The sequence below is a fragment of the Streptomyces sp. NPDC028331 genome (assembly GCF_055565775.1).
Map to the genome: position 1 here is coordinate 92,721 of NZ_JBVHTR010000014.1, position 24,591 is coordinate 117,311.

A 24,591-nucleotide genomic window follows, 5' to 3' on the forward strand; every position below is an offset into this window, starting at 1 on the left:
GCTGAACGTGCCCTCGTGGTCCGGGGGTTACTGGTGGATCGTGATCGACTGGGTGGCCTGGGACTCGGCGACCGACCACGCGGAGTGGTCGTTGAGCGCGGCCGACTCGTTGTGCGCGGAGACGTTGGCGACGTGCTTGGTGACGTTCACCGTCTTGCCGAAGCTGAACTTCAGCCGGCCCAGGGCCTCGCGGCCCGGCAGCAGCTCCGCGGTCTCGGCGTCCAGCTCGTGGGCGTTCATGCTCATGGCGTGTCCTTTCAGAAAGACGTTCGTTGTAAGGCGTGGTGGGGCCGGGCGGACGCGGATCGCCGCCCGGCCGGTATGGGGTGACAAATCGTCAGGTGTTGCCGCCCGATGGTGGTACCGCCGCGGCGAGCGGAGGTGTGGTGAGGTGTCGCCGCGGCGGTACCGGGTGCCGCACGGTGCCGGGGCGCCGGGCCGTGCGGCACCGGATCACTGGGTGATGTTGATGGACTGGGCGGCGCCCGAGTCCGCCACCGACCACGCGGAGTGGTCGTTGAGCGCGGCCGACTCGTTGTGCGCGGAGACGTTGGCGACGTGCTTGGTGACGTTCACCGTCTTGCCGAAGCTGAACTTCAGCCGGCCCAGGGCCTCGCGGCCCGGCAGCAGCTCCGCGGACTCGGCGTCCAGCTCACGCGGATCCATCATGGTCGATTCCCCCTCGGGGTTCGTAACGCGGTGCCGTCGGACACGTTCAGGTCCCCCCGGACCGTGTCCAACTCCGTCGGACGGGCTGTCCAACGAGATTGGACACTAGGGGCCGAGGCGGGTGTGACGCAAGCGGTTCGGGAGAACACCTTCCGTCATGCACCCAAGTCGCCCCTAGAATGATCCGACGCGGAAGAGTTCCGCCCGGCGGCGAGCAGGAAGTGACCATCGGTGGCCAACGCACTGCAGCAGATCATCCGCGACCGGCTGGACAGTGAGCGCTGGTCGTACGGCGACGTCGCCCGCCGCGGAGGCATTCCCCGCTCGACCGTGCACCACCTCGCCACGACCGATCACATGGCCCGGATGCCGCAGCCGGCCACCCTCGAGGGGCTGGCCCAGGGCCTGGGTCTGCCGTTGGACACGATCCGCCGGGCAGCCGCCGAAGCCTGCGGGATCCACCTCTACGCCCCCGCCGCCGAACCGGCCCCGGCATCCGAGGGGTCGGGGGACCCCGAGGTGGACGTGCTCATCGCGAGTGTGCAGCGCCTGTCGGCCGAGGACCGCCGCCATGTCGCGGCGCTCGTCGAGTCGCTGCTCGGCCGCTCCGCGGACGCGTCCTGAACACTCCCGGGGCCGGCCGGGGTACGGCGAGGCGTCCCTCGCCCCACCGGTCACTTGCACCAGAAGACGTCACTTCGGCCCGAAGACGCATGATCCGCCGCTAGTCTCTCCTCCTGCCCGGGGCCCCGTGAGCCGCACGCCCCGGGTTCCTCTGGGGGGAAACTTGCTCTTCGTACACGGCGGCCCCGCCACCGCCATCGTCAAGGGACCGACGGGAGAATCCGTGGTCCTGCTCTCCGGCGAACTGCCGGCCGACCTCACCGACGCCGCCCTCGGGGAACTCCTCGATCTCGCGGCGGCGGTGCTCAGCGAGGAGGAACTGGCCCTCTTCGACCAGTGCCTGGCCCTGCTGCGCCGCGGTGAGGGCCCCACGCCGCAGCGCATCGAGATCAACGGGGCCGTGCTCACCGTCTACCGCGAGTGAGCCGCGCCCGGGGCCGCCGGGCACCGGAGTGACCCGCTCGTACACAATTCCAAGCGCCGCGGCCATGGCCCCGCGCGCCAAACAGAGGCACGATCAAGCCATGGCAACGACCCCGCACCGCCGCTCCCTTCTCCTGGCACGCCGATGAGCCCGGCCCGCATCCCCGGCCTGATCGTGCCGCTGGCCCTCCTGTGCGCCCTGGTCGCCGGTGCGGTCTGGTACTGGCGGCATCGCGGCGACTAGATGTATTGATCACGAGCCTCCCGAAGGGCCCGGAACGCCGACCGCGCGGAGCGGGTCGCGCGGGGAGGGTGCCGACGGCTACTTCTCCTGACGGGCCGCCACCAGGACGGATCGCGTGGCCTCCAGGAAGCGCCGTACGGAGTCGAGTTCGCGGTCGTCGAAGTCGTCTTCCACCGCGACCAGCCGGCCGATCAGCGGACCGAAGAAGGACCAGCCGAGGTCGGTCGCCCGGTCGGTGACGGTGAGGAGGACACGGCGGCGGTCCCGCGGGTCGTGTCCGCGGCCGACCAGGCCCTGCCGCTCCAGCCGGTCGATGACGGCCGTGACGGCCGAGGAGTTCAGTCCGAGCTGCGCACCGAGCCGACCGGGCGTCGCGTCGGTGCCCGCCCTGTCGAAGTCCAGCAGGTGGATCAGTGCACGCAGATCGGTGGGGTGCAGGCTGTTCCGCGCCGCGAACTCCGCGCCGAGCAGGTCGAGTTCGACGGTGATGCCGCGCAGCAGGTGCACCAGTTGGAGACGTGGGTTCCGGTGGTCCACGTGGCGCCCTTCCACGAGTTGATATCTCAATGAGTGAGTATATCGTTGAGTGAGGCATGATCGGTGTGCTGTTTCGACAGGGGAGGTCGCATGTCCGGTGCGCCAGGTTTCCGCAGTTCACAAGCAGAGGCGCGTTTCCTCGCGGCGTACGACGCCGTGCTGGGGCGCTGGCCGGTGCCGGTCGAGTGTGCCGACGTGCCCACCAGCTATGGGACGACGCGCGTGAACTCCTGCGGCCCGTCGGACGCACCGGCGCTGGTCCTGCTCCCCGGTGGAGGCGCCACGTCGGCGGTCTGGCTGGCCGATGTCGCAGGGCTCGGCGCCCGGTTCCGCGTCCACGCGGTGGACACCATCGGTCAGGCCGGGCGGAGCATCGCGGACGGCCGCCCGGTGCACGGCAGGGACGAGCTGATGGCATGGCTGGACGAGGTGCTGGACGGGCTGGCTATCGAGCGTGCGGCGTTGTGCGGGCACTCGTACGGCGCCTGGCTGTCCCTCACCTATGCCCTGCACGCGCCGCAGCGGGTGAGCGGGGCGGTGCTGCTGGACCCCACGCGCTGCTTCGGCGGATACCGGAGGCGGTACGTGCTGCGGGCCGTGCCGCTGTTCGTGAAGCCGAGCGAGCGGGCGGCGCGTGCGTTTCTGGGGTGGGAGACGGGTGGGACGGCGCTGGACGAGGGGTGGCTGGAACTCACCGCGCGCGGCACGGCCGGGTACATCCCCAAGATCGTCGATCCCCGCCCGCCCGAACCCGAGCTGCTGCGCCGCTCCACGGTGCCGCTGCTGGTGGTACTGGCGGCCCGCAGCCGCGCGCACGACATCCGGACGATCGGTGAGGGCGTACGACAGCGAGCGCCGCACGCCCGGATCCACGTGCTGCCCACGGCGACCCATCACACGCTGCCGCTCGCCCACGCCCAGGAGGTCGACCGGCTGATCCTCGACTTCCTCGACTGAGGACCGTCCGCCCCGGCCGCCGGTCCGCCCGTCCGCTTCGCGGGGGTGGCGGCACGTCGCCATCCCCTGCTGTCATGGGGCCATGACGCATCCGCACCTGCCCACCACCGAGTCGGCCGTCGCTGCCCTACGTGAGATCGCGCGGGAGTACGGGCGGGCGGTGACCGTCACCGACGACATCGGCGCGGACCAGACCTCCCGTCGCACCTCGGCCGGGGCGTTCGCGGTTCTCGATCCGGACGGTTCGCTGCCGCACGAGGCGTTCGTCGAGCTGGGAGGCACGCCGGCCGTCACCGTCCGGCTCTTCCCCGAGGACGACGCGAAGATCACTGTCGACGACGTGGAGTTCGAGGATCTTCCCCGCGACGCGGTCCCGGCGTTCCTGCGGTCCGTCTACGGCGGTCGGGCCCATGTCAGGGAGCGGTTCTTCCCGCCCGGTCAGTGGCTGATCGTTCCGCTGCCCGGGGACGAGACGTACAGGGAGCTGATCCCGCGCACCTCGCTGACGCCGTGGCTGGTCCGCGCCATCCGGCGTTAGCGGTCCCCCCGAACTCCCCGGGCCTCAGTGCTGGCCGCGTTCGGCCTGGTCGCGCAGGAAGGTGCTGATCTGGCCGGCCAGGGTCTCGGAGACGGCGTCGGAGCGGGCGGCCGCACCCGGCAGGCCGTCGGGGACGGTCATGTCGCCGGACCACAGATACCGGTCGGTCCATTCGTCGTCCGCCTTCAACTGGACCTGGATGTCCACCAGGCTCAGAGCGGACTCCGGTGCCGCGGCGTACAGGACGGCGGTCGCACGGCGCAGCGGGTACACGTCGAAACCCTCGATGAAGTGCGAGTTGCGCCAGTCGAGAAATGCGCTCTCGCCGTCGGGGCCGGTCCTGACGTCCAGTTGGCCGTCTTCCAGATGGATGCCGACCGGTTCCCCCGAACGGTTTTCGACGGTCACCCGGAAGCGGAAATAAGTGAGGTCTTCGGCCGCCTCGTCGCGCCCACGCGGCGGCTCCGCCTTTTCCAGCCCGTGGACGCGGACGCGCAGACCGGCATGCTCGTCCGCGCATTCCTGCCAGTCACCGATCACATGGGGCTCGTGCACGGTCCACCTCTCCACTTCCGGCCATGTTCCTATCCGCGCACGCAACAAAGTGTCAAATGCAAGCAAGATCCGGCGGCCGGTGTATTCGCCTGGCTGGATCACCGATCAAGCCGTGCCCAGCATGAATCGCTTCAGCGCCGTGCGAAAGGCGATCGCGCACGTGTCGCACATCACGTGCGCGGCAGGCCGGGCACGGGGCTCCCGGACCGCTGGCAGACTGCAGGTCATGGCCCCGATCACGCCCGCCCGCGCCCTGCTTCTCCTCGTCACCGGGCTGGTCTGCCTGACCACCGCGAGCGGCGCCCTCGTCGGCGCCCTCTTCGCCGGTGCTCGGGGGGCTCTCGTGGCCGCTGCGTGCGCGGGCGCGGCGGGCGCACTCGGCGCCCTGATCTTCCGTCGGCGTGCGCTGGCACATTTCGCCGCGGCCCAGCGGCAGGCGGGCATGCGCGGTTACGCGGAGGGGATCGCCCACGGGGTGCTGGTGCACGTCGCCGCGTACGAGGCCGCCGTCTTCCCCCGTACCGGCCCCCTGGGAGTCACCCGGGAGGAGCGGGCCGCGCGGCGCACCGTCGCCTATCGGATGGCCGCCCTGGACGAGGTGCCCCAGCGGGTCCGGGAGGCCGCGGCGGACGCGCTGGCGGTGCTCGACGCGGCCGACCGCACCCGGGCCGAGGAGGCCCTCGCCCGACTCGCCGCCGCGGTCCGGAAGGAGTACGCCCGACCCTGACCGAGGGCAGGGCTGCTGCGGATTTCCGGCCACCCGAACGCCCGCACGGATCATTCGGCGCATCCGCGCCGTATGCGTTCGAGTCCCAACGGCCGGTCGACGCTTGGGAGTTGGTTGGTTCGGGCTGCCGGGTACGGCCGTCTCACGCCCTGCGGCCAGTGCTCAGGCACCCGTGTCCTTCGGATCACGGCACGCGCGCGATTGAGCAAGGTCGTGCCGTGCCGACGTAGCAGAGGTCATGGCAGCATGCAGGGGCGCGGACGGCTCGGACGCGACGTACGACCGGGGGCGCGGACGATGACGTACGACCAGCAGACACCCGTCACGCCCGACGGCGACGCGCCCTCGGGGCCGGCCGGCACCCCTTCCCGGACGGACGCCGACGGCGCGGGTCTCCGGGCGCGGCTGCGGCGGCACCGGCGGCCGTTGCTCGTGCTCGCGGTGTGCGCGCTGCTGGCCCAGATGGCGTTCGCCATGGCCACCACCGCGGTGCGGCAGACCCCGACCATCGACGAACCCGTGTACGTCGGCACGGCGGTCGTGTACGTGCGGGAGCACAGTCTGCGCTTCAACCCCGAGCACCCACCACTGGGCAAACTGATCATCGCGGCCGGCACCGTCTTCGCCCACCCCCATCTCAAGCCGGGCTTCCAGGGCGACCAGGGGCAGTTGGGGCGGCGGCTGCTGTACGAATCGGGCAACGACGCGTGGCGGGTGATGTTCTGGGCCCGGCTGCCGGTGATGGTGGTCACGCTGCTGTTCGGGCTGGTGGTGTTCGGCTTCGCACGCGAACTCGCCGGATCGGTCGGCGGGTTGGCGGCGCTGGCCCTGTACGCGTTCTCGCCCGACCTGATCACGAACGGCTCCCTGGCCACCCTGGACGTGCCGGCGGCGGGATTCGTGGTGACCGCGGCCTGGATGGTGTGGCGGGCACGGCGGCGGCCGCTGCCGTTTCTGCCGCTCGCCGGGGTGGCGGCGGGGGCGGCCGTGGCCACGAAGATGAGCACGCTGCCCGCGGTGCCGGTGCTGCTGGCGCTGGCCGGGTGGTCGTCCTGGCAGGCACAGGGCGCCGGCGCACCACGGCGGCGGCGCGCGGCACGCGCCGCGGCGGCGGCCGCGGGGGTCGCGCTGGTCCTTGTGGCCGTCGTGTGGGCCGTCTATCTGGTCGTGGATCCCCGGCTGCGGTGGACGACACCCGCGCACACGCCCGCGGTGCACGGTGTGCGCGCGCTGCTCATCGACGCGTCGCCGTTCCCGGAGCCGTACCGCGACGGGATGCGGATCCAGTTCGGGTTCGAGAGCGCGCAGTGGCGCGGCTACCTGTTCGGCCGGCTCTACAGCGGCAACCGCTGGTACTACCTTCCGGCCGCACTGCTGGTGAAGACGCCGCTCGGCATGCCGGCACTGTGGCTCGGCGGTGCGGTGGCCATGGCGGTGGTGCCCCGGCTGCGCCCGGCCGTTCCGTATGTGCTGCTGGTGCCGGGGGTGCTGCTGGCCGCGGCCATGCAGGGGTCGCGTGATCTCGGGGTGCGTTACGCGCTCTTCGTCCCGGTGTTCCTGGCCGTCGCGGCGGCATGCGTGCTCGCGCTGCGGCGGCGGTGGGTGTACGTCGTGACCGCCGCCCTGGTCGCGTTCGTGGCGGTCAGCTCGCTGCGGACGTACCCGTTCTATCTGCCGTACTCCAACGAGGCCTTCGGCGGACCGGCGAAGACGTATCTCAGGCTGCACGACTCGAACGTCGACTGGGGGCAGGACCTCGGGCGGCTGGCGGACCGGCTGCGCGAGCGGTACCCGGACGAGAAGAACGTCTGGCTCGTCTACAAGGGCAGCGGTGTGCCCTCCTGGTACGGCATCCGCGGGCGCGACCCGCTGAAGGTGCCCCCGAGCCGGGTGCACGGGCTGCTCGTGGTGTCCGACACGTCGATCGCCAAGGCCGGGGGCCGGCTGAAAGAGCTGATCCGCGGCAGCAGGGCGATCGACGACGTGGGTCACTCCATCACGATCTTCCGGCGGCCCTAGGTGTGCTGTCCCGGCACGTTGGTGACCGGGGGGCTTGCGGCGGTGCCGGTCCACGTGGGGAACAACGGGCCTGCGTCCTTGCCGGACAGCCGCTGGCCCAGTCGGACGAAGCCGTCCGCGGTGCGGTGGCCCCGCCGGTGCCGCGCGGCGGTCCCGGTCGGGTCGCCGGGAGCGCGGGAGGCCGTTCAGGGGAAATCGCCCGGCCGGGACGCGTGAGGGGGTGCGACGGTGTCCACAACTCACCCGTGAGACTGCCGCTGATCGCCCCCATGCTCGCCTGCCCCGGCACGCTGCCGCCCGCCGGGCAGGACGCGCAGTGGGCGTACGAGACCAAGCAGGACGGCCAGCGCGTGGTGGTCTATCTGCCCGGCGACGGCAGCCTGGAGCTGCGGGCCCGCTCCGGCGACGTCATCACCGGCGCGTACCCCGAACTGCGCCCGCTGGGCGACGCCCTGGGCGCCACGCCGGCGGTGCTCGACGGGGAGGTGGTGGCGCTCGACGAGAGCGGGCGCGGTGACTTCCAGCGCCTGCAGTCCCGGATGGGGCTCGCCCACTCCCCCGCCCTGGCGGTGCGTCGTGCGGCGCTGATCCCGGTGCACCTGGTGGTGTTCGACGTGATGTTCCTGCGCGGCGAGCGCCTGCTCGCGCTTCCCTATGCCCGGCGGCGCGAGCTGCTGGAGGGGCTGGCGCTGACCGGGGCGCACTGGTCGACGCCGGGCGCGATCGTGGGCCATGGGGCGCGGGCACTGGAGGCGACCCGGGAGGCGGGTCTCGAGGGGCTGGTGTGCAAGAGGCTCGACTCGGTGTACGAGCCAGGGGTGCGGTCCCGTTCCTGGATCAAGATCCGCAATGTGCGGGCCGTCGATGTGATCGTGGGCGGCTGGCTGCCTGGCCAGGGACGGCTGCGGGGACTGCCGGGGGCGCTGCTGGTGGGGCAGCGGGCCGAGGCGGGGCGGCTGCGCTATGTCGGACGGGTGGGCACCGGCTGGAGCGAGGGCGAGCGGGCCGACCTCGCGCGGCTGCTGGAGGCGCTGAAGACGTCGGCGTGCCCGTTCGAGCGGGATCCGCGGGTCGCGGGCGCCCGCTGGGTCCTGCCCAGGCTCGTCGGGGAGGTGCGCTACACCACGCGCACCCGGTCCGGGCTGCTCAGACAGCCCTCATGGCTGCGGCTGCGCCCGGATCTGGCGCCGGAGGACTCGGCGGCCGACCTGCCGTGACGACCCCGTTTCCAGTGGGCGACGCCGCTCGGCCGACACGGCTCACACATGGCCCGGGCCGCCGCTGCCGAACCCGCCGCTGGAACCCGGCAGCCACCGTTTGCGCTGCTGGTCCTGGCACCGCTTGGACGCGCAGTGGTGAAGCTGGTACGGCATGAGCCGCTCGCTCTCCTGCCCCGCGTGCGGCACCTCCTCGGGCTCCCTGACCTCGCGCTCCTCCTGGACCGGGCCGCCGTCGGGCAGGTGGGGCTGCTCGTCCGGGCGGGGCGGTGCCGGTTCCCGGTCGCGTACGGACATGCCGAGCCGTACGGCCCAGATCAATGCGCCGGCGACGACAACGCCCACGAGGATGAAGAACACGCTGAGCGTCCACTGGGAAACAACGCGATCAACGCGAGCAGCAGCCGATAGTGCAAAGCTCACCGTATTCATGTGTTGACGATACCCCGATCAGGGAGAAATGGCGCCCGGAGTAATTCCGATCCGACCCGGGAATTGCTGCGCAATTACCGGGCCGCGGTAATGGACGCCAATTCGCACGTCACATCCGGTACGTGCGCAGGGCCGGCGTGGCCAGGGCCAGGACCAGGGTCGCCGCGATGACCATCAGGCCGCCGCCCGCGATGGCGGCGCGAGCGCCGAGGACCGAGCCGACCGTGCCGTGCAGGGCGTCGGCGAGGCGGGGCCCGCCCGCCACGACGACCGTGAAAACGCCCTGCATCCGGCCGCGCATCTCGTCGGTGGCGGCCGACAGCAGGATCGCGCCGCGGAAGACCATCGAGACCATGTCGGCCACGCCGGCGAGCACCAGGAACGCGACGGCCACCCAGAGATTCGCGGTCAGGCCGAGACCGGTGATGGCCGCGCCCCAGCCGATCACCGCGGCGATCACCATGAGGCCGTGGCGGCGGGCGCGGGAGAACGTGCCGGACAGCAGGCCTCCGAACACCGCGCCGATGGGGATGGCCGCGAACAGCAGGCCGAGCGCGAGGCCTTCCCCGTAGGGCGCGAACGTCCGCGCGGCGAGTTGCGGGAACAGGGCGCGCGGCATGCCGAGGACCATGGCGATGATGTCGGCGAGGAAGGAGAGCAGCAGCACCGTGTGGAGCGAGATGTACCGGAAGCCCTCGGCGATCGCCTGCCAGCCCGCACGGCTGTTCGCCCCTGCGGCCTGGGGCGGCAGGGCGGGGAGCCGGAGGACCGCCCACACCGTGACGCACAGGGCGAGGGCGTCGATCAGGTACAGCTCGGACAGGCCGATGACGGGGATCAGGGTGCCGGCCAGGAGCGGGCCGGCGACCAGGCCGGTCTGCATGACGGTGGAGCCGAGGGCGTTCGCGGCGGGCAGTTCGTCGGCCGGGACGAGACGGGCGATGGAGGCGTTGCGGGCCGGGGCGTTGAGACCGAAGAAGGCCTGCTGGAGGGCGAGCAGGACCATCAGGACGACGACCGATTGCAGGCCGGTGACGGCCTGGACCCAGAACAGCACGGACGTGACGGCGAGGCCCGAGTTGGTGATCAGGAGCAGCCTGCGGCGGTCCATGCTGTCGGCGATCGCGCCGCCCCACAGTGCGAACAGGGCCAGGGGCAGCAGGCCCGCGAGGCTGGCGTACCCCACCCACGCCGACGAGCCCGTGATGTCGTAGATCTGCTTGGGCACGGCCACCGCGGTGAGCTGACTGCCGACCGCCGTGACGATCGTCGAGGACCACAGGCGGCGGTAGGCGGGACGGCGCAGCGGGCGGGTGTCCATCGCCCAGCGCCGCCAGCCGCGGACCTCGGCCGGTCCCGGGCCAGGTCTCTCTTCGGGGGCCGCTCCGTTGTCGGTCGTACTCTCGCTCGTGCCCACGGACTTCCTTGCCTCATACACGGTTCGATTCCGGGTTCACTATCACCGATCCGCCCGACGGACGGACACCCGGGTCGCCGTGAACGCCCCGGACGGGGGCGACGGCCCGCCGTGCCTCAGGCGCGGCGACGACGTGCGTGGGCCACGTCGCGGCAGGTGCGGACCCCGCGCGTCCGGGACCGCTCGGCGCCGGCCTCCTGGAACAGCCGGACCCGCCCGCGCTCGCGGCGGTCGCGGCCGCGGCGCAGGACCCGCTGGGGCGCTGCTGACGTGCCCGCGGCGGCCCCGTCAGCCCTCCGCCACGACGAGCACGAGCGGGATGTCGTCGCACGGGACCAGGCGCAGCCCCTCGTGGCGGGCCGGTCGCGCCTCGGCGAGGAGCGCGCCGAAGTCGGGGCCCTTGGTGAGGGAGCCGACCAGATGGGCCGGGTCGGCCGAGGCCGCCACCCGGCCGCGGGCGTTGACCAGGTGGGCCCGCCCGGGCAGCCGTCGCAGCAGGGGCATCACGGCCGCCTCGAAGTGGCGAAGGTACACATCGGCGGCGGCCACCCCGGCGAAGCGGCCCTCCACATGGACCGGCGCGGACAGCGTCAGGCTGTACTCGTCGGAGCAGAGGTAGTCGACGTAGGGCCCGGCGACCGCGCGGCGCCCGGTGTCACGGGGCAGGGCGAACCAGTCCCAGTGCGTGTAGTCCGAGTAGGCCGACTGCCGCGGGTCGAGGTCGAGCAGCAGCGGGCGCACCGACCCGTCGGCGCGGGTCTGCCACCACTCCAGCCACGCCGGTACGTCGGCGAGCAGACCCGGTGCCGCGATGAAGCCGACGCCGGAGACCAGCTCCTGCCGGGCGAGGTGGAGATGGAGGCCGGGGCGCAGCGCCGCGAGGTCGGCGGTCGCGGGGCGGCGGCCCCGGGCGCCGAGACGGGTCAGCAGCGCCGTGGTGTCGGCCCGGACCTGGGCGACGGTGTCGAAGACGGCCTCCAGGGTGCCGCGCACCCGTGCCGCCACACCCGTGTCGGTGACCGGGTCGAGTGTCGCGGTCGCCGCGCCCGTGCGGCCGCCGCCGACGCTCCCGGCCGTGCTCGGACCCGTCGGGGCGGGAGGCGGGACGAGCCACGGTGAGGAACCGGGCTGCTTCAGGGAGTCGGACATGACCGCGACCGTATACGCCCGGTTCGCCTCGCCGCATCTTGACGTAGCGTCACCTCACTTGCCACCGGCGGAAGTTGAACCGGACGACAACGCTCCGTAAGGTGTTGGCCACGCCGTTCGCCCGAAGGCGCCACCCCGGCCTGCGGGAGAACGTGGGGCAGGGTCACCCACCCGCCCTCCGACCTGGAGCGTCGTCCGCGTCCGCCACCGGACCCGGTGGTGATCGCAGCCGCTCCGGTCATCGCGCCACCCCCACTCCGGGTGCCGTGTGCGGCCCGACCGTCGCGCCGTTCACCCGGGTCGCATCCTGCACGCCCGCCCACCCGCTGTCACCCGCCGTCACAACTTCATCCCCGATTCCCCCCACCGTGGAGATTTCCTTGCGTCTGAACAGATCCCTCAAAGCGACGGCCGCCGCCTCATCCCTTCTGCTCGTCAGCGCCTGCGGGCTCTTCGCCGAGTCGAGCGCGTCCACCTCCTCGGCCGGCTTCAACCCGCCGGACCTGAAGGCGCAGTCCGAACTGGGCCGGACGGAAGGGCAGGTGAACCTGATCTCCTGGGCGGGCTATGTCGAGGACGGGTCCACGGACCCGAAGGTGGACTGGGTCACGCCCTTCGAAAAGCAGACAGGATGCCAGGTCCATAACAAAGTCGCGGCCAGCTCGGACGAGATGGTCAAACTGATGAAGACCGGCGAGTACGACGCCGTCTCCGCGTCGGGCGACGCCTCCCTCAGGCTCATCGCCTCCGGCGAGGCGGCCCCGGTGAACACGGATCTGGTGCCCAACTACAAGGACGTCTTCTTCGGGCTGAAGAACCAGAGCTGGAACTCGGTCGACGGCACGGCGTACGGCATTCCCCACGGCCGCGGCGCCAACCTGCTGATGTACAACACCAAGGAGGTCTCGCCCGCCCCCGTCTCCTGGTCCGCGGTCTTCGACGACGCGGCGAAGTACAAGGGTCACCTCACCGCGTACGACTCCCCGATCTACATCGCGGACGCGGCTCTGTACCTGAAGGAGACCCAGCCCGGGCTGGGCATCGAGAACCCCTACGCGCTCGACCAGAAGCAGTTCGAGGCGGCCGTCGACCTGCTCAAGAGGCAGCGCGCCAACGTGGGCGAGTACTGGAGCGACTACCTGAAGGAGGTCTCCGCGTTCAAGAGCGGCGACTCCGTCATCGGCACCACCTGGCAGGTCATCGCCAACCTCGCCCAGAGCGAGGGCGCCAAGGTGAAGGCCGTGCTGCCGCAGGAGGGCGCCACGGGCTGGTCCGACACCTGGATGCTCTCGGCCAAGGCGAAGCACCCCAACTGCGCCTACAAATGGATGAACTGGATCATCTCCCCGAAGGTCAACGCCGAGGTCGCCGAGTACTACGGCGAGGCGCCCGCCAACATCAAGTCCTGCGACCAGACCAGCGACCCGGCCTTCTGCGACACCTTCCACGCCACCGACGAGAGCTACTGGAAGGACATCGCGTTCTGGACCACGCCCATCGAGCAGTGCCTCGACGGCCGTACGGACGTCAAGTGCGTGCCGTACGCGAAGTGGGTGCAGGCCTGGACCGAGATCAAGGGCTGAGCCGGTCCTCGAGCGGCGTCCGCCGTGCCGCCCGGCACGGCGGACCTCGACGCAGAGGTCGCACGGGTCGCGACCAGCACGTGTGCGCACACGCGGCCGATGCCGGGCGCAACGGGCCGTGGATGGCCCAGGAAGAGGGGCTTCCCGCAGGCTGACGGCTTTCTGACATCCGTGTGCGGCTCCGGCCGCGAGGGGGTCAGCGCGACAGGGAGGTGGCGTCGCCCATCACGACCACCGGGTGCCGGTCCGGGTCGAGCGCCCGCAGCAGCGCCTTCATGTCGGCCTCCTTCAGGGTGACGCAGCCGTGGGTGGGACCGCCGTGGTCGACGTGGAACCAGATGCCCCCGCCCCGGCTCTCCCCGAGCGGGCGGGTCCAGTCGCGCGGTGAAGTGCCCGCTTCGCGGTTGTAGTTGATGGCCACCACGTAGTCGAAGGCGCCGGCCAGGGACTCGCCCTCGAAGCCGGTGCCGAGGGCGGTGAAGCCCTGGGAGTGGTCGTAGGGCAGCTTGGTGCCGGGGTCGGGCAGGAGCCCTCCGGCGTCGGTGAGGCCGTAGACGCCGATCGGTGAGCGCAGGTCACCGGACATGTGGTGGTCGGTCCAGCCCTTGAGGGCGTTGTGTGCGGGCCACTGCCGGTCGGCCTTCCAGCCGGAGTCGGTGCGCTCGTACAACACGACCGTGGAGTCGGGCGAGTTCCGGTCCTTGCCGGTCACCACGACGACCTGACGGGCGTTCGCCGGTATCCCGGCCCCGGTCTTGGGCCCGATGCCGGGCAGTTGCCGAGGGAGGTCGGGCGTCGCCGCGGGCGAGGACGGGGGCACGGGCGTGTCCTTGGCCTCGTCGGCGGCGACGGCCGCCCGCGTCTGTGCCGCCCCGCCCCCCGACTGGCACCCGGCCAGCAGCAGGGAGGCTGCGAGCACGGCCGCCGGTACACGTATTGCTGTGGTCATACCTCGAGATTGGCCGAAACATGTAAGGAAGTGGTCAGAATGCGAATTCAATCACACTGAACTGCTCGTGAACGAACAAGGGTTGTTGCGGTTTCAGAACGTCGGCGATCTTGGCGGAGGGGAGCCGTCCGGGACAGGATGCCCGCATGAAGGGTGATCTCTTTTCCGGTGACCACATGGTGCAGCCCGCGTCCGCCCCGGGCATGTCCCTGCAGAACGCAAAGTCCATCCGGTACGTCGTCAGCGGTGAGATGTTCGCGCGGCAGGGCTCGATGGTCGCCTACCGCGGGGACCTCAGGTTCGAGCGCAAGGGCCAGGGCGTGGGCGGGATGCTCAAGCGTGCGGTCACCGGTGAGGGGCTGCCGCTGATGGCCGTGCGCGGGCAGGGCGAGGCGTGGTTCGCGCACGAGGCGCAGAACTGCTTCCTCGTGGACGTCGAGCCGGGCGACGAGTTCACCGTGAACGGGCGCAACGTGCTGTGCTTCGACGCGACCCTGTCGTACGAGATCAAGACCGTGAAGGGTGCCGGTATCGCCGGCGGCGGGCTGTTCAACAGCCTGTTCACCGGGCGTGGCCGGCTCGGGCTGATCTGCGAGGGCAATCCGCTGGTGATACCCGTCTCGCCCGGACTGCCGGTGTTCGTCGACACCGACGCGGTCGTGGGCTGGACGGCCCGGCTGCACACCTCACTGCACCGCTCGCAGTCCATCGGGTCGATGCTGCGCGGCGGTTCGGGTGAGGCGGTTCAGCTGAAACTGGAGGGTGAGGGACACGTCGTCGTACGGCCCAGTGAGCTCGCTCCGCAGAAGGAGCACTGACGGGAGGGGGCCCCGCTCCGCGGAACGGGCGGGGCCCCTGCGGGTCAGCGCCCCGCCGGCGGCGGGGTGTTGGCGGACGTCACGTTGACCGCGGCCCACGCCCGGTCGACGGTCCGGTACTCGGTACTGGTCGCGCCGTACATGTCGGCGGCCGCCTTCAGCGTCGCGGCGCGTGCGCCGTGGAAGTCGGTCGTGGAGACCATGTAGCGGGTCAGCGCCCGGTAGAAGATCGCCAGCGCCTTGGCACGGCCGATGCCGGTCACCCGCGAGCCGTCGTAGGTCGGCGAGTCGTACGCCACGTTGCCGATGGTCTTCCTGCCGCTGCCCTCGGCGAGCAGGTAGAAGGCGTGCGACGAGACACCCGATCCGGCGTGCACCTCCGTGTCGTACGCCGCGGCCGACCAGTAGTCGACCGTGCCCTCGAGCTTGTCCAGGGACGGGTGGTCCAGGCGGCGCAGGAACTTCTGCCGCAGTCCGAGCTTCTCGCCCATGAGGTAGTTCGGCGGGTTCTTCGGGTTGTCGGCGGCGAACTCCACCCCGCTGCCGAAGATGTCGGCGAGCGACTCGTTGAGTGCGCCGGGCTCGCCGTACTGGTTGCCCTCCTGGTCCACGCGGGTCGGTTCCAGGCCGGCGGTGGCGTCGACGACGCCGTGGGTCAGCTCGTGGCCGGTGACGTCGAGGACGACGAGCGGCTTCTTGAACAGGTCGCCGTCCCCGTCGCCGTAGAGCATGCAGCCGCAGGCCGAGTCCCAGAAGGCGTTGCCGACCTTGGTGCCGAAGTGGACCATCGCATGGGCGCCCGCGCCGTTGTTCTTGATGCCCTTGCGGCCGAAGGTCTTCTTGTAGAAGTCCAGCGTCTTGGTGATGCCGTACTGGGCGTCGACCGCGGCGGTGGCGCGGTCGGACGTGGCGCCGTTGCCCCATTTGTTGGTGGAGCTGGTGAACGCGGTGCCGCGGGAGAACGCCTGCAGCTCCCGGCCCTTCGCGTCCCGGGTCTCGGTGCCCCAGCGGGTGGGGTCCTTCAGGAGGTAGCTCGTGCGGGCGGTCCGGGTGGTGGTCAGGGGCACCTTCCCGACGAAGAGGGAGACGCCGGTGCCGTTCGCGGTGGACGGGTACGAGACGGCCGCGGAGCCCTTCGCCGCCATGAGGCCCGCAAGGGCGGTGGCCCCGTCGGTCTGCGGGGTCGCCGACTCGCCCCGCCTGTGCAGGGTCTCCTCGAGGGACGGCGAGACGAACTGCTCGCTGTCGGGTGTGTCGCTGCGGATCCGGCCGGTCAGCGCGTCCACGACGACCGTGCGGGAGCCGCCGGCCTCGGCGGTGCGGCTGTCGGTGACCCGCACCCGGTAGGCGAGGGCTGAGCCGCCGGCACGGGCGTCCACGACCAGTTCGGCGGCACCGGCGTCGCCCTGCGCGGCGGCGGCGGCCTTCTGCTCGGCCTGGGAGGCCGTCAGCTTCGCACCGTTCGTCGCCGGTTCGACGGCGTGGTCGGTGGCGCGGGTCACGCCGAGGTACCCGCCCCGCTCGTCCAGGTGGACGACGAGGTCGCCGCCGAGGACGGGCAGGCCCTGGTGGGTGCGGACGAACCGGACGTGCTGCTTGCCGTCCGGGTCGGTCATGACGTCCTTCGCCAGCAGGGTGTCCCCCCGGGTGACACCGGTGGCGGAGGCGTGTGCGAACGCGGCGGCCCGGGCCGCGTCGACCGGCGAGGAGGCCGCGGCGGTGGCGTCGGCGAGCGCCGGGACGGCGGGAAACGTGGCCGCCGTCGTCACGGTGACGGCGACGGCCAGCCTGCGTATGTGGGGTCTACGCACATGGTTCCTTCGTACGGGGGCGGCCGGATCGCCAACCGCCCGCGGATACGGCGCAGTCGGGCGCCGTGGGGCTGGTCGGGCCCCGGTCCGCCACCCTCACGTATTTGCCATGTGCATGTAAAGGCGAAAGATCCCTCTTTTACGACCTTCGAGGCGATCTCTTTACGAATGTTCGCGTTCGCGTGACTGTTCGACGACCGTGCACCGCAGGGAGGGATGGCGGGTGGATGCACCGCGGTTGCGCGCGCGGCCGTTCCGCACGGCGGATGTGATCGACGTCGCATCCGACCGGGCGGGACGGGTCGAGCCCGGCCGGGACGGGGCCGGATTGAACAAAGATTCGAATTGACGGAGTAAGCTGCCTGTATGGCCGCGCACCTCCAGGGCTCGCTGTTCGACCAGACCGACGACATCCGGCTCGGCCCGCTCGACGGGCTACGGCGGACACATCTGGGCGCCGGGGCGTGGATCGACGTGCTGCCGGGCTGGCTCAGCGGCGCCGACGCCCTGTTCGTGCAACTGGCCGCCGAGGTGCCCTGGCGCGCCGAACGGCGGCACATGTACGACCACACGGTGGACGTGCCGCGACTGCTGGCCCACTACCACGCCGGTGAGCCGCTGCCGCACCCCGTCCTGGAGCAGGCCCGCGACGCCCTGTCCGCGCACTACGCGGCGGAGCTGGGAGAACCCTTCGTCACCGCCGGTCTCTGCTACTACCGGGACGGCCGGGACAGTGTCGCCTGGCACGGGGACCGCATCGGCCGCGGCGCACGTGAGAACACCATGGTCGCCATCCTGTCCGTGGGCGCGCCCCGCGACCTGGCGCTGCGGCCGCGCGGCGGCGGCCAGGCCATCCGGCGCCCCCTCGGACACGGAGACCTGATCGTGATGGGCGGCTCCTGCCAGCGGACGTGGGAGCACGCGATCCCGAAGAGCAGCCGGGCCACCGGGCCCCGGATCAGCATCCAGTTCCGGCCCGCCGGGGTGGGCTGACCCTCATCACAGGACGGCGCCCCTGGCCGCCGGGCGGGCCCCGGCGGCCCGACGCGGGCGGCGGTTCGCGTCACATGTGCGGCGTGAGCCGGGCCACGAGACGGCCCCCGGGAGAGAAAGATCCACTTCCAGCCGCCCCGGACAGGGCGGAACTTCCTGTTCCGGCACGCCCGCGGCAGCTCCGACAGCAAGATCATCTTGATTCAACTTTGCAGGACATGGCGGCACTTGTCCTGATCGTGGCCAACCACCCTTCGGCGATTTCCGGGTCGCGCCCGTCGGCGGATAGGCAGGACGCGTCACGTCAACCCCGCATTGACCCGGAGGATTCGCCATGCCCCGACTCACCCGCCGTCGCGCCCTTACGGCAGGCGCCGCCGTCGCCGCCGCCGGCCTCCCCGCCCCGTCGGCCGCGGCGTCGGGACACGCCCACGACGACGACCGCGGCCCGAGGCACGGCCACGACCAGAGCCACGGCCACGACCACGGCGCACCGGAAGACTTCGACGAGGTCTATCTGGGCCGCCGGATACAAGGCCGGTCCCGGGCCGGCGAGCACCACCACGGCGCGGGATACGGCGTGTTCATCGACGGGGTCGAGCTGCACGTGATGCGCAACGCGGACGGTAGCTGGATCAGCGTGGTCAGCCACTACGACCCGGTGCCGAGCCCGCGTGCCGCCGCGCGCGCGGCCGTGGTCGAGCTGCAGGGCTCTCCTCTTGTCCCCCTCACCTGACAGCCCGCACCGCCAGCACCGTCCGCACCGCCCGCACCCAGGACCCTTCGGAGCCTTCCGCACATGACCGTACGCAAGAACCAGGCGACCCTCACGGCCGACGAGAAGCGACGGCTGGTCGCCGCGCTCGTGGAACTCAAGCGCAGTGGCCGCTACGACGCCTTCGTCACCACCCACAACGCCTTCATCATGGGCGACACCGACACAGGGGCACGGACCGGGCACCGCTCGCCGTCCTTCCTGCCCTGGCACCGCAGATTCCTGATCGAGTTCGAGCAGGCCCTGCAGTCCGTCGACTCCTCCGTCGCCCTGCCGTACTGGGACTGGACCGCCGACCGCTCGGCGCGCTCCTCGCTGTGGGCACCGGACTTCCTCGGCGGCACCGGGCGCAGCCTGGACGGGCGGGTCATGGACGGGCCGTTCGCCGCATCCGCCGGCAACTGGCCCATCACGGTGCGCGTGGACGGCCGTACGTATCTGCGGCGCTCACTCGGCGGCGGACGCGCGCTGCCGACCCGGGCCGAGGTCGACTCCGTGCTCGCGATCCCCACGTACGACACGGCGCCCTGGAACAGCGCCTCGGACGGCTTCCGCAACCATCTCGAAGGATGGCGCGGCGTGAACCTGCACAACCGCGTCCACGTGTGGGTCGGCGGTCAGATGGCCACCGGGGTCTCCCCCAACGACCCGGTCTTCTGGCTGCACCACGCCTACGTCGACAAGCTGTGGGCCGAGTGGCAGCGCCGCCACCCCGGCTCCGGCTACCTTCCCACGGGCGGCACGCCGGACGTCGTCGACCTGGAGGAGCCGATGCGGCCGTGGAACGACGTGCGCCCCGCCGACCTGCTGGACCACAGGGCGTACTACACCTTCGACACCGACTGAGGGCTTGGGCCCGGGCAGCGGGGAGCCGGTGTCCGGGCACCGCCGGCGGCAGCCCGGGAAGTCGCCGGCCACACCGCCGGTCACCTCAGGTGTCGTCGGACGTACGGCACTCCGGGTGGCCCCAGCCCTGGGCGTTCTTGGCGATGGGCTCGCCCGCCGCGTACGAGCGGCCGCAGACGCAGCGGCCCGGGAACTTCGCCTTGATCGTGCGCGTGGTGGTCCGCTTCCGCGCGGGCGCGCCACGGCGGGCCGGCGCGACGGCGGCCGGCTCGGACGACGGCGGGGGCTCCGGGGAGCCGTAGGAGCTGCCCGCCGCCTTCTGCACGGTGGCCGCCTGACTCGCGGCACGGTCCGCGAAGTCGTTGAGGCGGTCGCCGCCGACCTGGTGGGCGGGCACATAGCGGAATTCCACCTCGCGGCCGGCCAGCAGCTCGTCGATGCGGACGACCAGTGCCTGGTTGGCGACGGGCTTGCCGGCGGCGGTCTTCCATCCCTTGCGCTTCCAGCCGGGCAGCCAGGTGGTGACCGCCTTCATCGCGTACTGGGAGTCCATGCGGATCTCCAGCGCGATCCCCGGGTCGACGGCGGTCAACAGCCGTTCCAGGGCCGTGAGTTCGGCGACGTTGTTGGTCGCGGTGCCCAGCGGTCCGGCCTCCCAGCGGCTCGGGATCTCGTCGTCGTCGGCGACGACCCAGGCCCATCCGGCGGGTCCCGGGTTTCCCTTCGAAGCTCCGTCGCAGGCGGCCACAACACGTTCAGGCATGCCCCTGATCATGCCACGCCCGGCCGCCGCCCCGGGACGGCCCGTCGAAGCCGCCGGGCCCCGGTGCTCCGGCCGCCCGCCCGGGCCGTGCCGCGCGCCGGAGCCCAGGCGTGGGGACACTGGAAGGAGGCAGTCGTGGACGGGACGGGGGCGCACGATGCGCGCATGGGTGGTGGACCGGCCGGGGCCCGTCGAGCAGGAGCCGCTCGCCCTCGTGGAGCGGCCGGTGCCGGTGCCGGGCCCCGGTGAGCTGCTGGTGCGCGTGCGGGCGTGCGGTGTGTGCCGTACGGATCTGCACGTGGCCGAGGGTGACCTGCCGGTGCGCCGGCCCGGGGTGACGCCCGGGCACGAGGTGGTGGGCGTGGTGACCGGGATCGGTGGGGGCGTGAACGGGTGGGCGACCGGCGACCGGGCGGGCGTGGCATGGCTGCGCCGCACGGACGGTACCTGCCGGTACTGCGTGCGCGGCGCCGAGAACCTGTGCCCGGACTCCGAGTACACCGGCTGGGACGCCGACGGCGGCTACGCCGAGTACACCACCGTGCCGGCCTCCTTCGCCTACCGGTTGCCCGCGGACGTGGACGACGTCTCCGCCGCACCCCTGCTGTGCGCGGGCATCATCGGCTACCGGGCGCTGCTGCGGACGTCGCTGCCGCCGGGCGGGCGCCTCGGGCTGTACGGGTTCGGCGGCAGCGCGCACCTGTGTGCGCAGGTCGCGCTGGCGCAGGGGGCCACCGTGCATGTGCTGACCCGCGACGAGGCCTCCCGGCGGCTCGCGCTCGACCTCGGCTGCGCGTCGGCGGGCGGTGCCGCCGACCTGCCGCCGGAGCCGCTGGACGGGGCGATCCTCTTCGCGCCGGCCGGCGATCTCGTCCCGGTGGCGCTGCGGGCGCTGGACCGGGGCGGGGTGCTGGCCGTCGCGGGCATCCATCTGAGCGACGTGCCCGCGCTGCGTTACGAGAGCGAGCTGTTCTACGAGAAGGAGCTGCGCAGCGTCACCTCGAACACGCGCGAGGACGGCCGCGCGTTCCTGGACCTGGCGGCCCGGTACGGCGTACGGGCGACCACGCACCCCTACCCGCTGTCCGGGGCGCAGCGGGCGCTCGGCGATCTGAAGGCGGGGCGCTTCGACGGGGCGGCCGTGCTGGTGAACGACTGGTGAGGGTCAGCGCGTGGGCAGGTGCAGCAGACGGCCGATGGTGCGCAGGACGCCGTTCTCGGTGTTGGGCGGAGCGAGGTAGCGGGCGCGGCGGACCACATCCGGGTGGGCGTTGGCCATGGCGAAGGACCACTCGGCGGCGTCGAGCATCTCGAGGTCGTTGAGGTAGTCGCCGAACACCAGGGTCTGCGCGGGGGTGATGCCGAGGTCGTGCTGGAGCCTGCGGAGGGCGGCGCCCTTGTTGGCGGTGCGGTTCATGATGTCCACCCAGTGCTCGCCGGAGACGACGACCTGGTGGGTGGCCGTGAGCGGCTCCAGGGCCGGGGCGGTGGTCCGCTCGACGGGTCCGAAGTCGAAGAGGGCCACCTTGAGGAACTCGTCGTCCACGGCGGTGAGGTCGTCGACGGGCTGGAGCAGCGCGTAGTACCTGCTCGCCTCGGCCATGAAGGCGTCGTCCGTGCGCTCGACGTAGGCCGACTTCTTTCCGCACAGGACCGCCCCGACGTCCACGCCGTCGGCCGCCAGCCGCCGCGTGGTGACGACGGCGCGGGCGGCCACCGCGGAGTCCAGGGGGTCGGAGCTGAGCTCCACGCCGTCGCGGACGACGTAGGTGCCGTTCTCGGCGACGAAGACCATGCCGTCGTCCGCGTCGGCGAACTGCCGCGCGAGCGTGGCGTACTGGCGGCCGCTGGCGGGGCTGAACAGCACGCCGCGGCGGCGCAGCTCGGCGAGGAGGGGCCACAGCCCGTCGGGGATGCGTCCGCTGCCGTCGAGGAGCGTGCCGTCCATGTCGGTGACGACGAGCCGGATGTCGACGGGGTCGCTCGGCAGCTCGGGGGCGGTGAGAAGGCACGCGGGCGTGGAGGACATGTCCTGCTTTCAGTGTGAGGCCGAGGGGGTGCACTCGGCGGGGGGTCTGCTGTCCTCGGCGCCATTGCCTCGTCCGGCACCCGATGATAGGGGGCGCTGTTCTCCAAGGTGGCCGCGGGTGCTCCCGGGGCCGTTCTCCGGGGTGGCCGAGGGTGCGCCTGGAGCCCCGGCCAGGCCGTCGCGACCTGGTCCGGGATGCCGAACACGGCCTGCGTAAGCTCGGGGGCGCAGGACGTCGCTCTCACACGGCTTCACACGACCGCCGTTTTTCCGGAAGACTTCTGCAAAGTTTCGAGATTGCGTACCGGAGCAACGGAGGTGGGGCACGTGGCAGCGCACGAGGCCGAGGAGGAGGCGCACGAGGAGCGCGGCAAGGTCAATCTCACGGAGATCGCCCGCCAGGCGGGGGTCTCGGTGCCCACCGTGTCCCGTGTCGTCAACGGCCGCTCCGACGTGGCCCCGGGGACGCGCGCCCGGGTCGAGGACCTGCTGCGCCGGAACGGCTACCGCAAGCGCGCCTCGGCGGCCGGCACCCGCGCCGCCCTGCTCGACCTGGTCTTCAACGACCTGGACAGCCCCTGGGCGGTGGAGATCATCCGCGGGGTGGAGGAGGTCGCCCACGCCGCCGGGGCGGGCACGGTGGTCTCGGCGATCCACGGGCGCTCCGGCGACGCCCGGGAGTGGATGCAGAACCTGCGGGCCCGGGCCTCCGACGGCGTCATCCTCGTCACCTCGGTGCTCGAGCCGGTCCTGCACGAGGAGCTGCGCATTCTGGGGGTGCCGATCGTCGTCGTGGACCCGGCGGGCTCCCCCGCCCTGGACGTGCCCACCATCGGCGCGGCCAACTGGTCGGGCGGCATGGCGGCCACCGAGCATCTGCTGAGCCTCAGGCACCGCAGGATCGGCCTGGTCGCGGGCCCGCCCCGGCTGCTGTGCTCGCGGGCCCGGCTGGACGGCTACCGGGCGGCCCTGGAGGGCGCCGGGATCGCCGTCGACGAGTCCCTCATCGTGCCCGGCGACTTCTACCACGAGTCCGGGTTCACCGGCTGCAACAGTCTGCTCGACCTGCCCGAGCCGCCGACCGCGGTCTTCGCGGCCAGCGACCAGATGGCCCTCGGCGTGATCGAGGCGCTGCGGCGGCGCGGGCTGCGGGTGCCGGAGGACATGAGCGTGGTGGGTTTCGACGACCTTCCGGAAGTCCGCTGGTCGGCTCCGCCGCTGACCACCGTGCGCCAGCCGCTGGCCGAGATGGGCAAGCTGGCCGTCCGTACGGTGCTGCGGCTGGCCCGGGACGAGCAGCCCGACTCGCCGCGCGTGGAGCTCGGCACGGAGCTGGTCGTGCGGGCCAGCACGGCGCCGCCGCGGAAGGGGGGCTGACGCGCGCGGCCCGGCGGTGCGGGCACCGCCGGGCCGGGACGCGGAGCGCCCTTACTTCTCCCCCAGCGCCTCCCGGAGCGCGAAGTACGCCGGCTTCGGCCGCAGTTGCTCGTCCCACGGCAGGGCGGCGCCCTCGCCGGGGAAGACCGCCGGGATCCACGAGTACTTGTCCGTGTAGTCCCACACCGTGATTCCGACGCAGCGGCGCACGGCCAGGCAGGCCTTGGTCAGGTCGCGGTACCAGGTCGCCTGCTCGGCCAGCTTCTGGTCGGTGGCGGGCAGTTGCATGCGCACGTCGACCTCGGTGAGCGCGGTGTCGAGGCCGAGCCGCGAGAAGCGGCGCAGGTTGTCCTCGAGCGTGGACGGATAGCCGTACTGCAGTGCCAGGTGGGTCTGGAAGCCGATGCCGTCCAGTGGGACGCCCTGCGCCTTGAGGTCCTTGGCAAGTCGGTAGTAGGCGTCGCTCTTGGGGCCGGTGGCCTCGATGTTGTAGTCGTTGAGGTAGAGCCTGGCGTGCGGGTCGGCCTGGTGGGCCCAGCGCAGCGCGTCGGCGATGTAGCCGGGGCCGAGCGTCTTGTACCAGATGGTCTGCCGGTAGGTGCCGTCCTCGTTGAACGCCTCGTTGACGACGTCCCAGGAGTACACCTTGCCGCGGTAGTGCCGTACCTCGGTGGTGATGTGCTTCTTCAGCACGGCGCGCAGCTCGTCCGGCGTCCAGTCGCGCGAGGTGAGCCAGTCGGGCAACTGGCTGTGCCAGACCAGGGTGTGGGCGCGGACGCGCTGGTGGTTCTTCCGGGCGAGGTCCACGATCTCGTCGCCCTTGGTCCAGTCGAAGACTCCCCGTTCCGGCTCGGTGGCGTACCACTTCATGCCGTTGCCGGGCGTGATCGTGTCGAACTCGGTGCCGAGGAGCGCGGTGTAGGCGCCGTCGGTCAGTTCGGGGTTGTCCGTCGCACTGCCGAAGTAGCGGCCGTGCCGCTGGGCGAGTTCGGCGAGGGTCGTCGGCTTCTCCTTCGCCTGGGCCGCCGGGCCGGCGGCGAGTCCGGCGCCCATCAGGAGGGCGGCGAGGGCGCCGGCGAGTCCGGCCCGGGCGCGGGACGGGGTGGTCGTGCGCATGGTGCGACTCCTCACAGTCAGGT

General features: G+C 72.0%; 26 protein-coding genes. 14 read left to right on the top strand and 12 right to left on the bottom strand.

The annotated features are described in order from the left end of the window. Window positions 1-27 precede the first annotated feature (27 nt). Both ACZ4SW_RS21490 and ACZ4SW_RS21495 read right to left on the bottom strand, forming a co-directional pair. Entirely contained in the window at window positions 28-246 is a 219-nt protein-coding gene (locus tag ACZ4SW_RS21490) for a hypothetical protein (protein ID WP_468246336.1), read from the bottom strand. Between the two features lie 207 nt (window positions 247-453). Next, window positions 454-669, bottom strand: a complete 216-nt coding sequence (locus ACZ4SW_RS21495) for a hypothetical protein (RefSeq protein ID WP_468246343.1) — start codon at window positions 667-669, stop codon at window positions 454-456. A gap of 231 nt (window positions 670-900) precedes the next feature. Between ACZ4SW_RS21495 and ACZ4SW_RS21500 the strand changes: the two genes are divergently transcribed. Next, window positions 901-1,293: a helix-turn-helix domain-containing protein gene (locus ACZ4SW_RS21500; RefSeq protein WP_468246351.1), complete on the top strand. Its 393-nt coding sequence runs from the start codon at window positions 901-903 to the stop codon at window positions 1,291-1,293. 163 nt (window positions 1,294-1,456) lie between these two features. After that, a complete protein-coding gene (locus tag ACZ4SW_RS21505; RefSeq protein ID WP_468246357.1) occupies window positions 1,457-1,717 on the top strand; it encodes a hypothetical protein in 261 nt (86 codons plus the stop codon). Window positions 1,718-2,038: 321 nt separating this feature from the next. Here ACZ4SW_RS21505 and ACZ4SW_RS21510 read toward each other — a convergent pair whose 3' ends face one another. Further along, window positions 2,039-2,527 (bottom strand): MarR family winged helix-turn-helix transcriptional regulator, encoded by a 489-nt coding sequence (locus ACZ4SW_RS21510; RefSeq protein ID WP_468246363.1) that lies wholly within the window; start codon window positions 2,525-2,527, stop codon window positions 2,039-2,041. Between the two features lie 60 nt (window positions 2,528-2,587). On the opposite strand from ACZ4SW_RS21510, the gene ACZ4SW_RS21515 reads away from it, so the two are divergent. Further along, window positions 2,588-3,454, top strand: a complete 867-nt coding sequence (locus ACZ4SW_RS21515; RefSeq protein ID WP_468246370.1) for an alpha/beta fold hydrolase — start codon at window positions 2,588-2,590, stop codon at window positions 3,452-3,454. Window positions 3,455-3,536: 82 nt separating this feature from the next. Next, window positions 3,537-3,992, top strand: a complete 456-nt coding sequence (locus ACZ4SW_RS21520) for a hypothetical protein (RefSeq protein ID WP_468246377.1) — start codon at window positions 3,537-3,539, stop codon at window positions 3,990-3,992. 24 nt (window positions 3,993-4,016) lie between these two features. Here the strand turns inward: ACZ4SW_RS21520 and ACZ4SW_RS21525 are convergent, their stop codons facing one another. Further along, window positions 4,017-4,547, bottom strand: a complete 531-nt coding sequence (locus ACZ4SW_RS21525) for a hypothetical protein (RefSeq protein WP_468246384.1) — start codon at window positions 4,545-4,547, stop codon at window positions 4,017-4,019. A 226-nt stretch (window positions 4,548-4,773) separates the two neighbouring features. On the opposite strand from ACZ4SW_RS21525, the gene ACZ4SW_RS21530 reads away from it, so the two are divergent. From ACZ4SW_RS21530 to ligD, 3 genes are all read left to right on the top strand, one after another. Then, entirely contained in the window at window positions 4,774-5,274 is a 501-nt protein-coding gene (locus ACZ4SW_RS21530; protein ID WP_468246391.1) for a hypothetical protein, read from the top strand. 246 nt (window positions 5,275-5,520) lie between these two features. Then, on the top strand, window positions 5,521-7,293 hold the full coding sequence (locus ACZ4SW_RS21535; protein WP_468246397.1) for a phospholipid carrier-dependent glycosyltransferase: 1,773 nt from the start codon (window positions 5,521-5,523) through the stop codon (window positions 7,291-7,293). A 245-nt stretch (window positions 7,294-7,538) separates the two neighbouring features. Beyond that, on the top strand, window positions 7,539-8,510 hold the full coding sequence (gene ligD / locus ACZ4SW_RS21540; RefSeq protein WP_468246403.1) for a non-homologous end-joining DNA ligase: 972 nt from the start codon (window positions 7,539-7,541) through the stop codon (window positions 8,508-8,510). 42 nt (window positions 8,511-8,552) lie between these two features. Here the strand turns inward: ligD and ACZ4SW_RS21545 are convergent, their stop codons facing one another. The 3 genes from ACZ4SW_RS21545 to ACZ4SW_RS21555 form a co-directional block, all read right to left on the bottom strand. After that, window positions 8,553-8,942 (bottom strand): DUF6479 family protein, encoded by a 390-nt coding sequence (locus tag ACZ4SW_RS21545; protein ID WP_468246408.1) that lies wholly within the window; start codon window positions 8,940-8,942, stop codon window positions 8,553-8,555. 109 nt (window positions 8,943-9,051) lie between these two features. Then, window positions 9,052-10,359: an MFS transporter gene (locus ACZ4SW_RS21550; protein ID WP_468246415.1), complete on the bottom strand. Its 1,308-nt coding sequence runs from the start codon at window positions 10,357-10,359 to the stop codon at window positions 9,052-9,054. A gap of 288 nt (window positions 10,360-10,647) precedes the next feature. Beyond that, on the bottom strand, window positions 10,648-11,508 hold the full coding sequence (locus ACZ4SW_RS21555) for a PDC sensor domain-containing protein (RefSeq protein ID WP_468246422.1): 861 nt from the start codon (window positions 11,506-11,508) through the stop codon (window positions 10,648-10,650). A 380-nt stretch (window positions 11,509-11,888) separates the two neighbouring features. Here ACZ4SW_RS21555 and ACZ4SW_RS21560 point away from each other — a divergent pair, with 380 nt between their 5' ends. Then, the gene (locus tag ACZ4SW_RS21560) at window positions 11,889-13,091 is read left to right on the top strand and encodes an ABC transporter substrate-binding protein (protein ID WP_468246430.1); all 1,203 of its coding nucleotides are present in this window, start codon (window positions 11,889-11,891) and stop codon (window positions 13,089-13,091) included. 196 nt (window positions 13,092-13,287) lie between these two features. Here ACZ4SW_RS21560 and ACZ4SW_RS21565 read toward each other — a convergent pair whose 3' ends face one another. Then, complete coding sequence (locus ACZ4SW_RS21565; protein ID WP_468246437.1) at window positions 13,288-14,040, bottom strand: L,D-transpeptidase family protein; 753 nt, start codon at window positions 14,038-14,040, stop codon at window positions 13,288-13,290. A gap of 146 nt (window positions 14,041-14,186) precedes the next feature. Here ACZ4SW_RS21565 and ACZ4SW_RS21570 point away from each other — a divergent pair, with 146 nt between their 5' ends. Further along, on the top strand, window positions 14,187-14,858 hold the full coding sequence (locus ACZ4SW_RS21570) for an AIM24 family protein (RefSeq protein WP_468246443.1): 672 nt from the start codon (window positions 14,187-14,189) through the stop codon (window positions 14,856-14,858). A 44-nt stretch (window positions 14,859-14,902) separates the two neighbouring features. On the opposite strand, the gene ACZ4SW_RS21575 is transcribed toward ACZ4SW_RS21570, so the two are convergent. Then, on the bottom strand, window positions 14,903-16,669 hold the full coding sequence (locus ACZ4SW_RS21575; protein ID WP_468246449.1) for a M4 family metallopeptidase: 1,767 nt from the start codon (window positions 16,667-16,669) through the stop codon (window positions 14,903-14,905). Between the two features lie 366 nt (window positions 16,670-17,035). Between ACZ4SW_RS21575 and ACZ4SW_RS21580 the strand changes: the two genes are divergently transcribed. From ACZ4SW_RS21580 to melC2, 3 genes are all read left to right on the top strand, one after another. Next, window positions 17,036-17,662, top strand: a complete 627-nt coding sequence (locus tag ACZ4SW_RS21580; protein ID WP_468246456.1) for an alpha-ketoglutarate-dependent dioxygenase AlkB — start codon at window positions 17,036-17,038, stop codon at window positions 17,660-17,662. 334 nt (window positions 17,663-17,996) lie between these two features. Then, the gene (melC1, locus tag ACZ4SW_RS21585) at window positions 17,997-18,398 is read left to right on the top strand and encodes an apotyrosinase chaperone MelC1 (protein ID WP_468246463.1); all 402 of its coding nucleotides are present in this window, start codon (window positions 17,997-17,999) and stop codon (window positions 18,396-18,398) included. 63 nt (window positions 18,399-18,461) lie between these two features. After that, window positions 18,462-19,283, top strand: coding sequence for a tyrosinase MelC2 (melC2, locus tag ACZ4SW_RS21590; RefSeq protein ID WP_468246469.1), 822 nt, complete (start codon window positions 18,462-18,464; stop codon window positions 19,281-19,283). A gap of 85 nt (window positions 19,284-19,368) precedes the next feature. Here the strand turns inward: melC2 and ACZ4SW_RS21595 are convergent, their stop codons facing one another. Next, on the bottom strand, window positions 19,369-20,058 hold the full coding sequence (locus ACZ4SW_RS21595; protein ID WP_468246475.1) for a ribonuclease H family protein: 690 nt from the start codon (window positions 20,056-20,058) through the stop codon (window positions 19,369-19,371). 145 nt (window positions 20,059-20,203) lie between these two features. On the opposite strand from ACZ4SW_RS21595, the gene ACZ4SW_RS21600 reads away from it, so the two are divergent. Further along, window positions 20,204-21,208: a zinc-binding alcohol dehydrogenase family protein gene (locus ACZ4SW_RS21600; protein WP_468246481.1), complete on the top strand. Its 1,005-nt coding sequence runs from the start codon at window positions 20,204-20,206 to the stop codon at window positions 21,206-21,208. Window positions 21,209-21,211: 3 nt separating this feature from the next. On the opposite strand, the gene ACZ4SW_RS21605 is transcribed toward ACZ4SW_RS21600, so the two are convergent. Continuing rightward, window positions 21,212-22,075, bottom strand: coding sequence for a Cof-type HAD-IIB family hydrolase (locus ACZ4SW_RS21605; RefSeq protein ID WP_468246489.1), 864 nt, complete (start codon window positions 22,073-22,075; stop codon window positions 21,212-21,214). Window positions 22,076-22,402: 327 nt separating this feature from the next. Between ACZ4SW_RS21605 and ACZ4SW_RS21610 the strand changes: the two genes are divergently transcribed. After that, window positions 22,403-23,452 carry a LacI family DNA-binding transcriptional regulator gene (locus tag ACZ4SW_RS21610; RefSeq protein WP_468246496.1) on the top strand — a complete coding sequence of 350 codons (1,050 nt, stop codon included), beginning with the start codon at window positions 22,403-22,405 and terminating at the stop codon, window positions 23,450-23,452. Between the two features lie 51 nt (window positions 23,453-23,503). Here the strand turns inward: ACZ4SW_RS21610 and ACZ4SW_RS21615 are convergent, their stop codons facing one another. Continuing rightward, the gene (locus ACZ4SW_RS21615; RefSeq protein WP_468246503.1) at window positions 23,504-24,568 is read right to left on the bottom strand and encodes an endo-1,4-beta-xylanase; all 1,065 of its coding nucleotides are present in this window, start codon (window positions 24,566-24,568) and stop codon (window positions 23,504-23,506) included. Between the last annotated feature and the right edge of the window lie 23 nt (window positions 24,569-24,591).

Coding starts and splice junctions, on each gene's coding strand:
- ACZ4SW_RS21490 (WP_468246336.1), bottom strand. CDS start 246: ATGAGCATGAACGCCCACGAGCTGGACGCCGAGACCGCGGAGCTGCTG.
- ACZ4SW_RS21495 (WP_468246343.1), bottom strand. CDS start 669: ATGATGGATCCGCGTGAGCTGGACGCCGAGTCCGCGGAGCTGCTGCCG.
- ACZ4SW_RS21515 (WP_468246370.1), top strand. CDS start 2,588: ATGTCCGGTGCGCCAGGTTTCCGCAGTTCACAAGCAGAGGCGCGTTTC.
- ACZ4SW_RS21520 (WP_468246377.1), top strand. CDS start 3,537: ATGACGCATCCGCACCTGCCCACCACCGAGTCGGCCGTCGCTGCCCTA.
- ACZ4SW_RS21530 (WP_468246391.1), top strand. CDS start 4,774: ATGGCCCCGATCACGCCCGCCCGCGCCCTGCTTCTCCTCGTCACCGGG.
- ACZ4SW_RS21535 (WP_468246397.1), top strand. CDS start 5,521: ATGCAGGGGCGCGGACGGCTCGGACGCGACGTACGACCGGGGGCGCGG.
- ACZ4SW_RS21545 (WP_468246408.1), bottom strand. CDS start 8,942: ATGAATACGGTGAGCTTTGCACTATCGGCTGCTGCTCGCGTTGATCGC.
- ACZ4SW_RS21555 (WP_468246422.1), bottom strand. CDS start 11,508: ATGTCCGACTCCCTGAAGCAGCCCGGTTCCTCACCGTGGCTCGTCCCG.
- ACZ4SW_RS21565 (WP_468246437.1), bottom strand. CDS start 14,040: ATGACCACAGCAATACGTGTACCGGCGGCCGTGCTCGCAGCCTCCCTG.
- ACZ4SW_RS21570 (WP_468246443.1), top strand. CDS start 14,187: ATGAAGGGTGATCTCTTTTCCGGTGACCACATGGTGCAGCCCGCGTCC.
- ACZ4SW_RS21580 (WP_468246456.1), top strand. CDS start 17,036: ATGGCCGCGCACCTCCAGGGCTCGCTGTTCGACCAGACCGACGACATC.
- melC1 (WP_468246463.1), top strand. CDS start 17,997: ATGCCCCGACTCACCCGCCGTCGCGCCCTTACGGCAGGCGCCGCCGTC.
- melC2 (WP_468246469.1), top strand. CDS start 18,462: ATGACCGTACGCAAGAACCAGGCGACCCTCACGGCCGACGAGAAGCGA.
- ACZ4SW_RS21595 (WP_468246475.1), bottom strand. CDS start 20,058: ATGATCAGGGGCATGCCTGAACGTGTTGTGGCCGCCTGCGACGGAGCT.
- ACZ4SW_RS21600 (WP_468246481.1), top strand. CDS start 20,204: ATGCGCGCATGGGTGGTGGACCGGCCGGGGCCCGTCGAGCAGGAGCCG.
- ACZ4SW_RS21605 (WP_468246489.1), bottom strand. CDS start 22,075: ATGTCCTCCACGCCCGCGTGCCTTCTCACCGCCCCCGAGCTGCCGAGC.
- ACZ4SW_RS21615 (WP_468246503.1), bottom strand. CDS start 24,568: ATGCGCACGACCACCCCGTCCCGCGCCCGGGCCGGACTCGCCGGCGCC.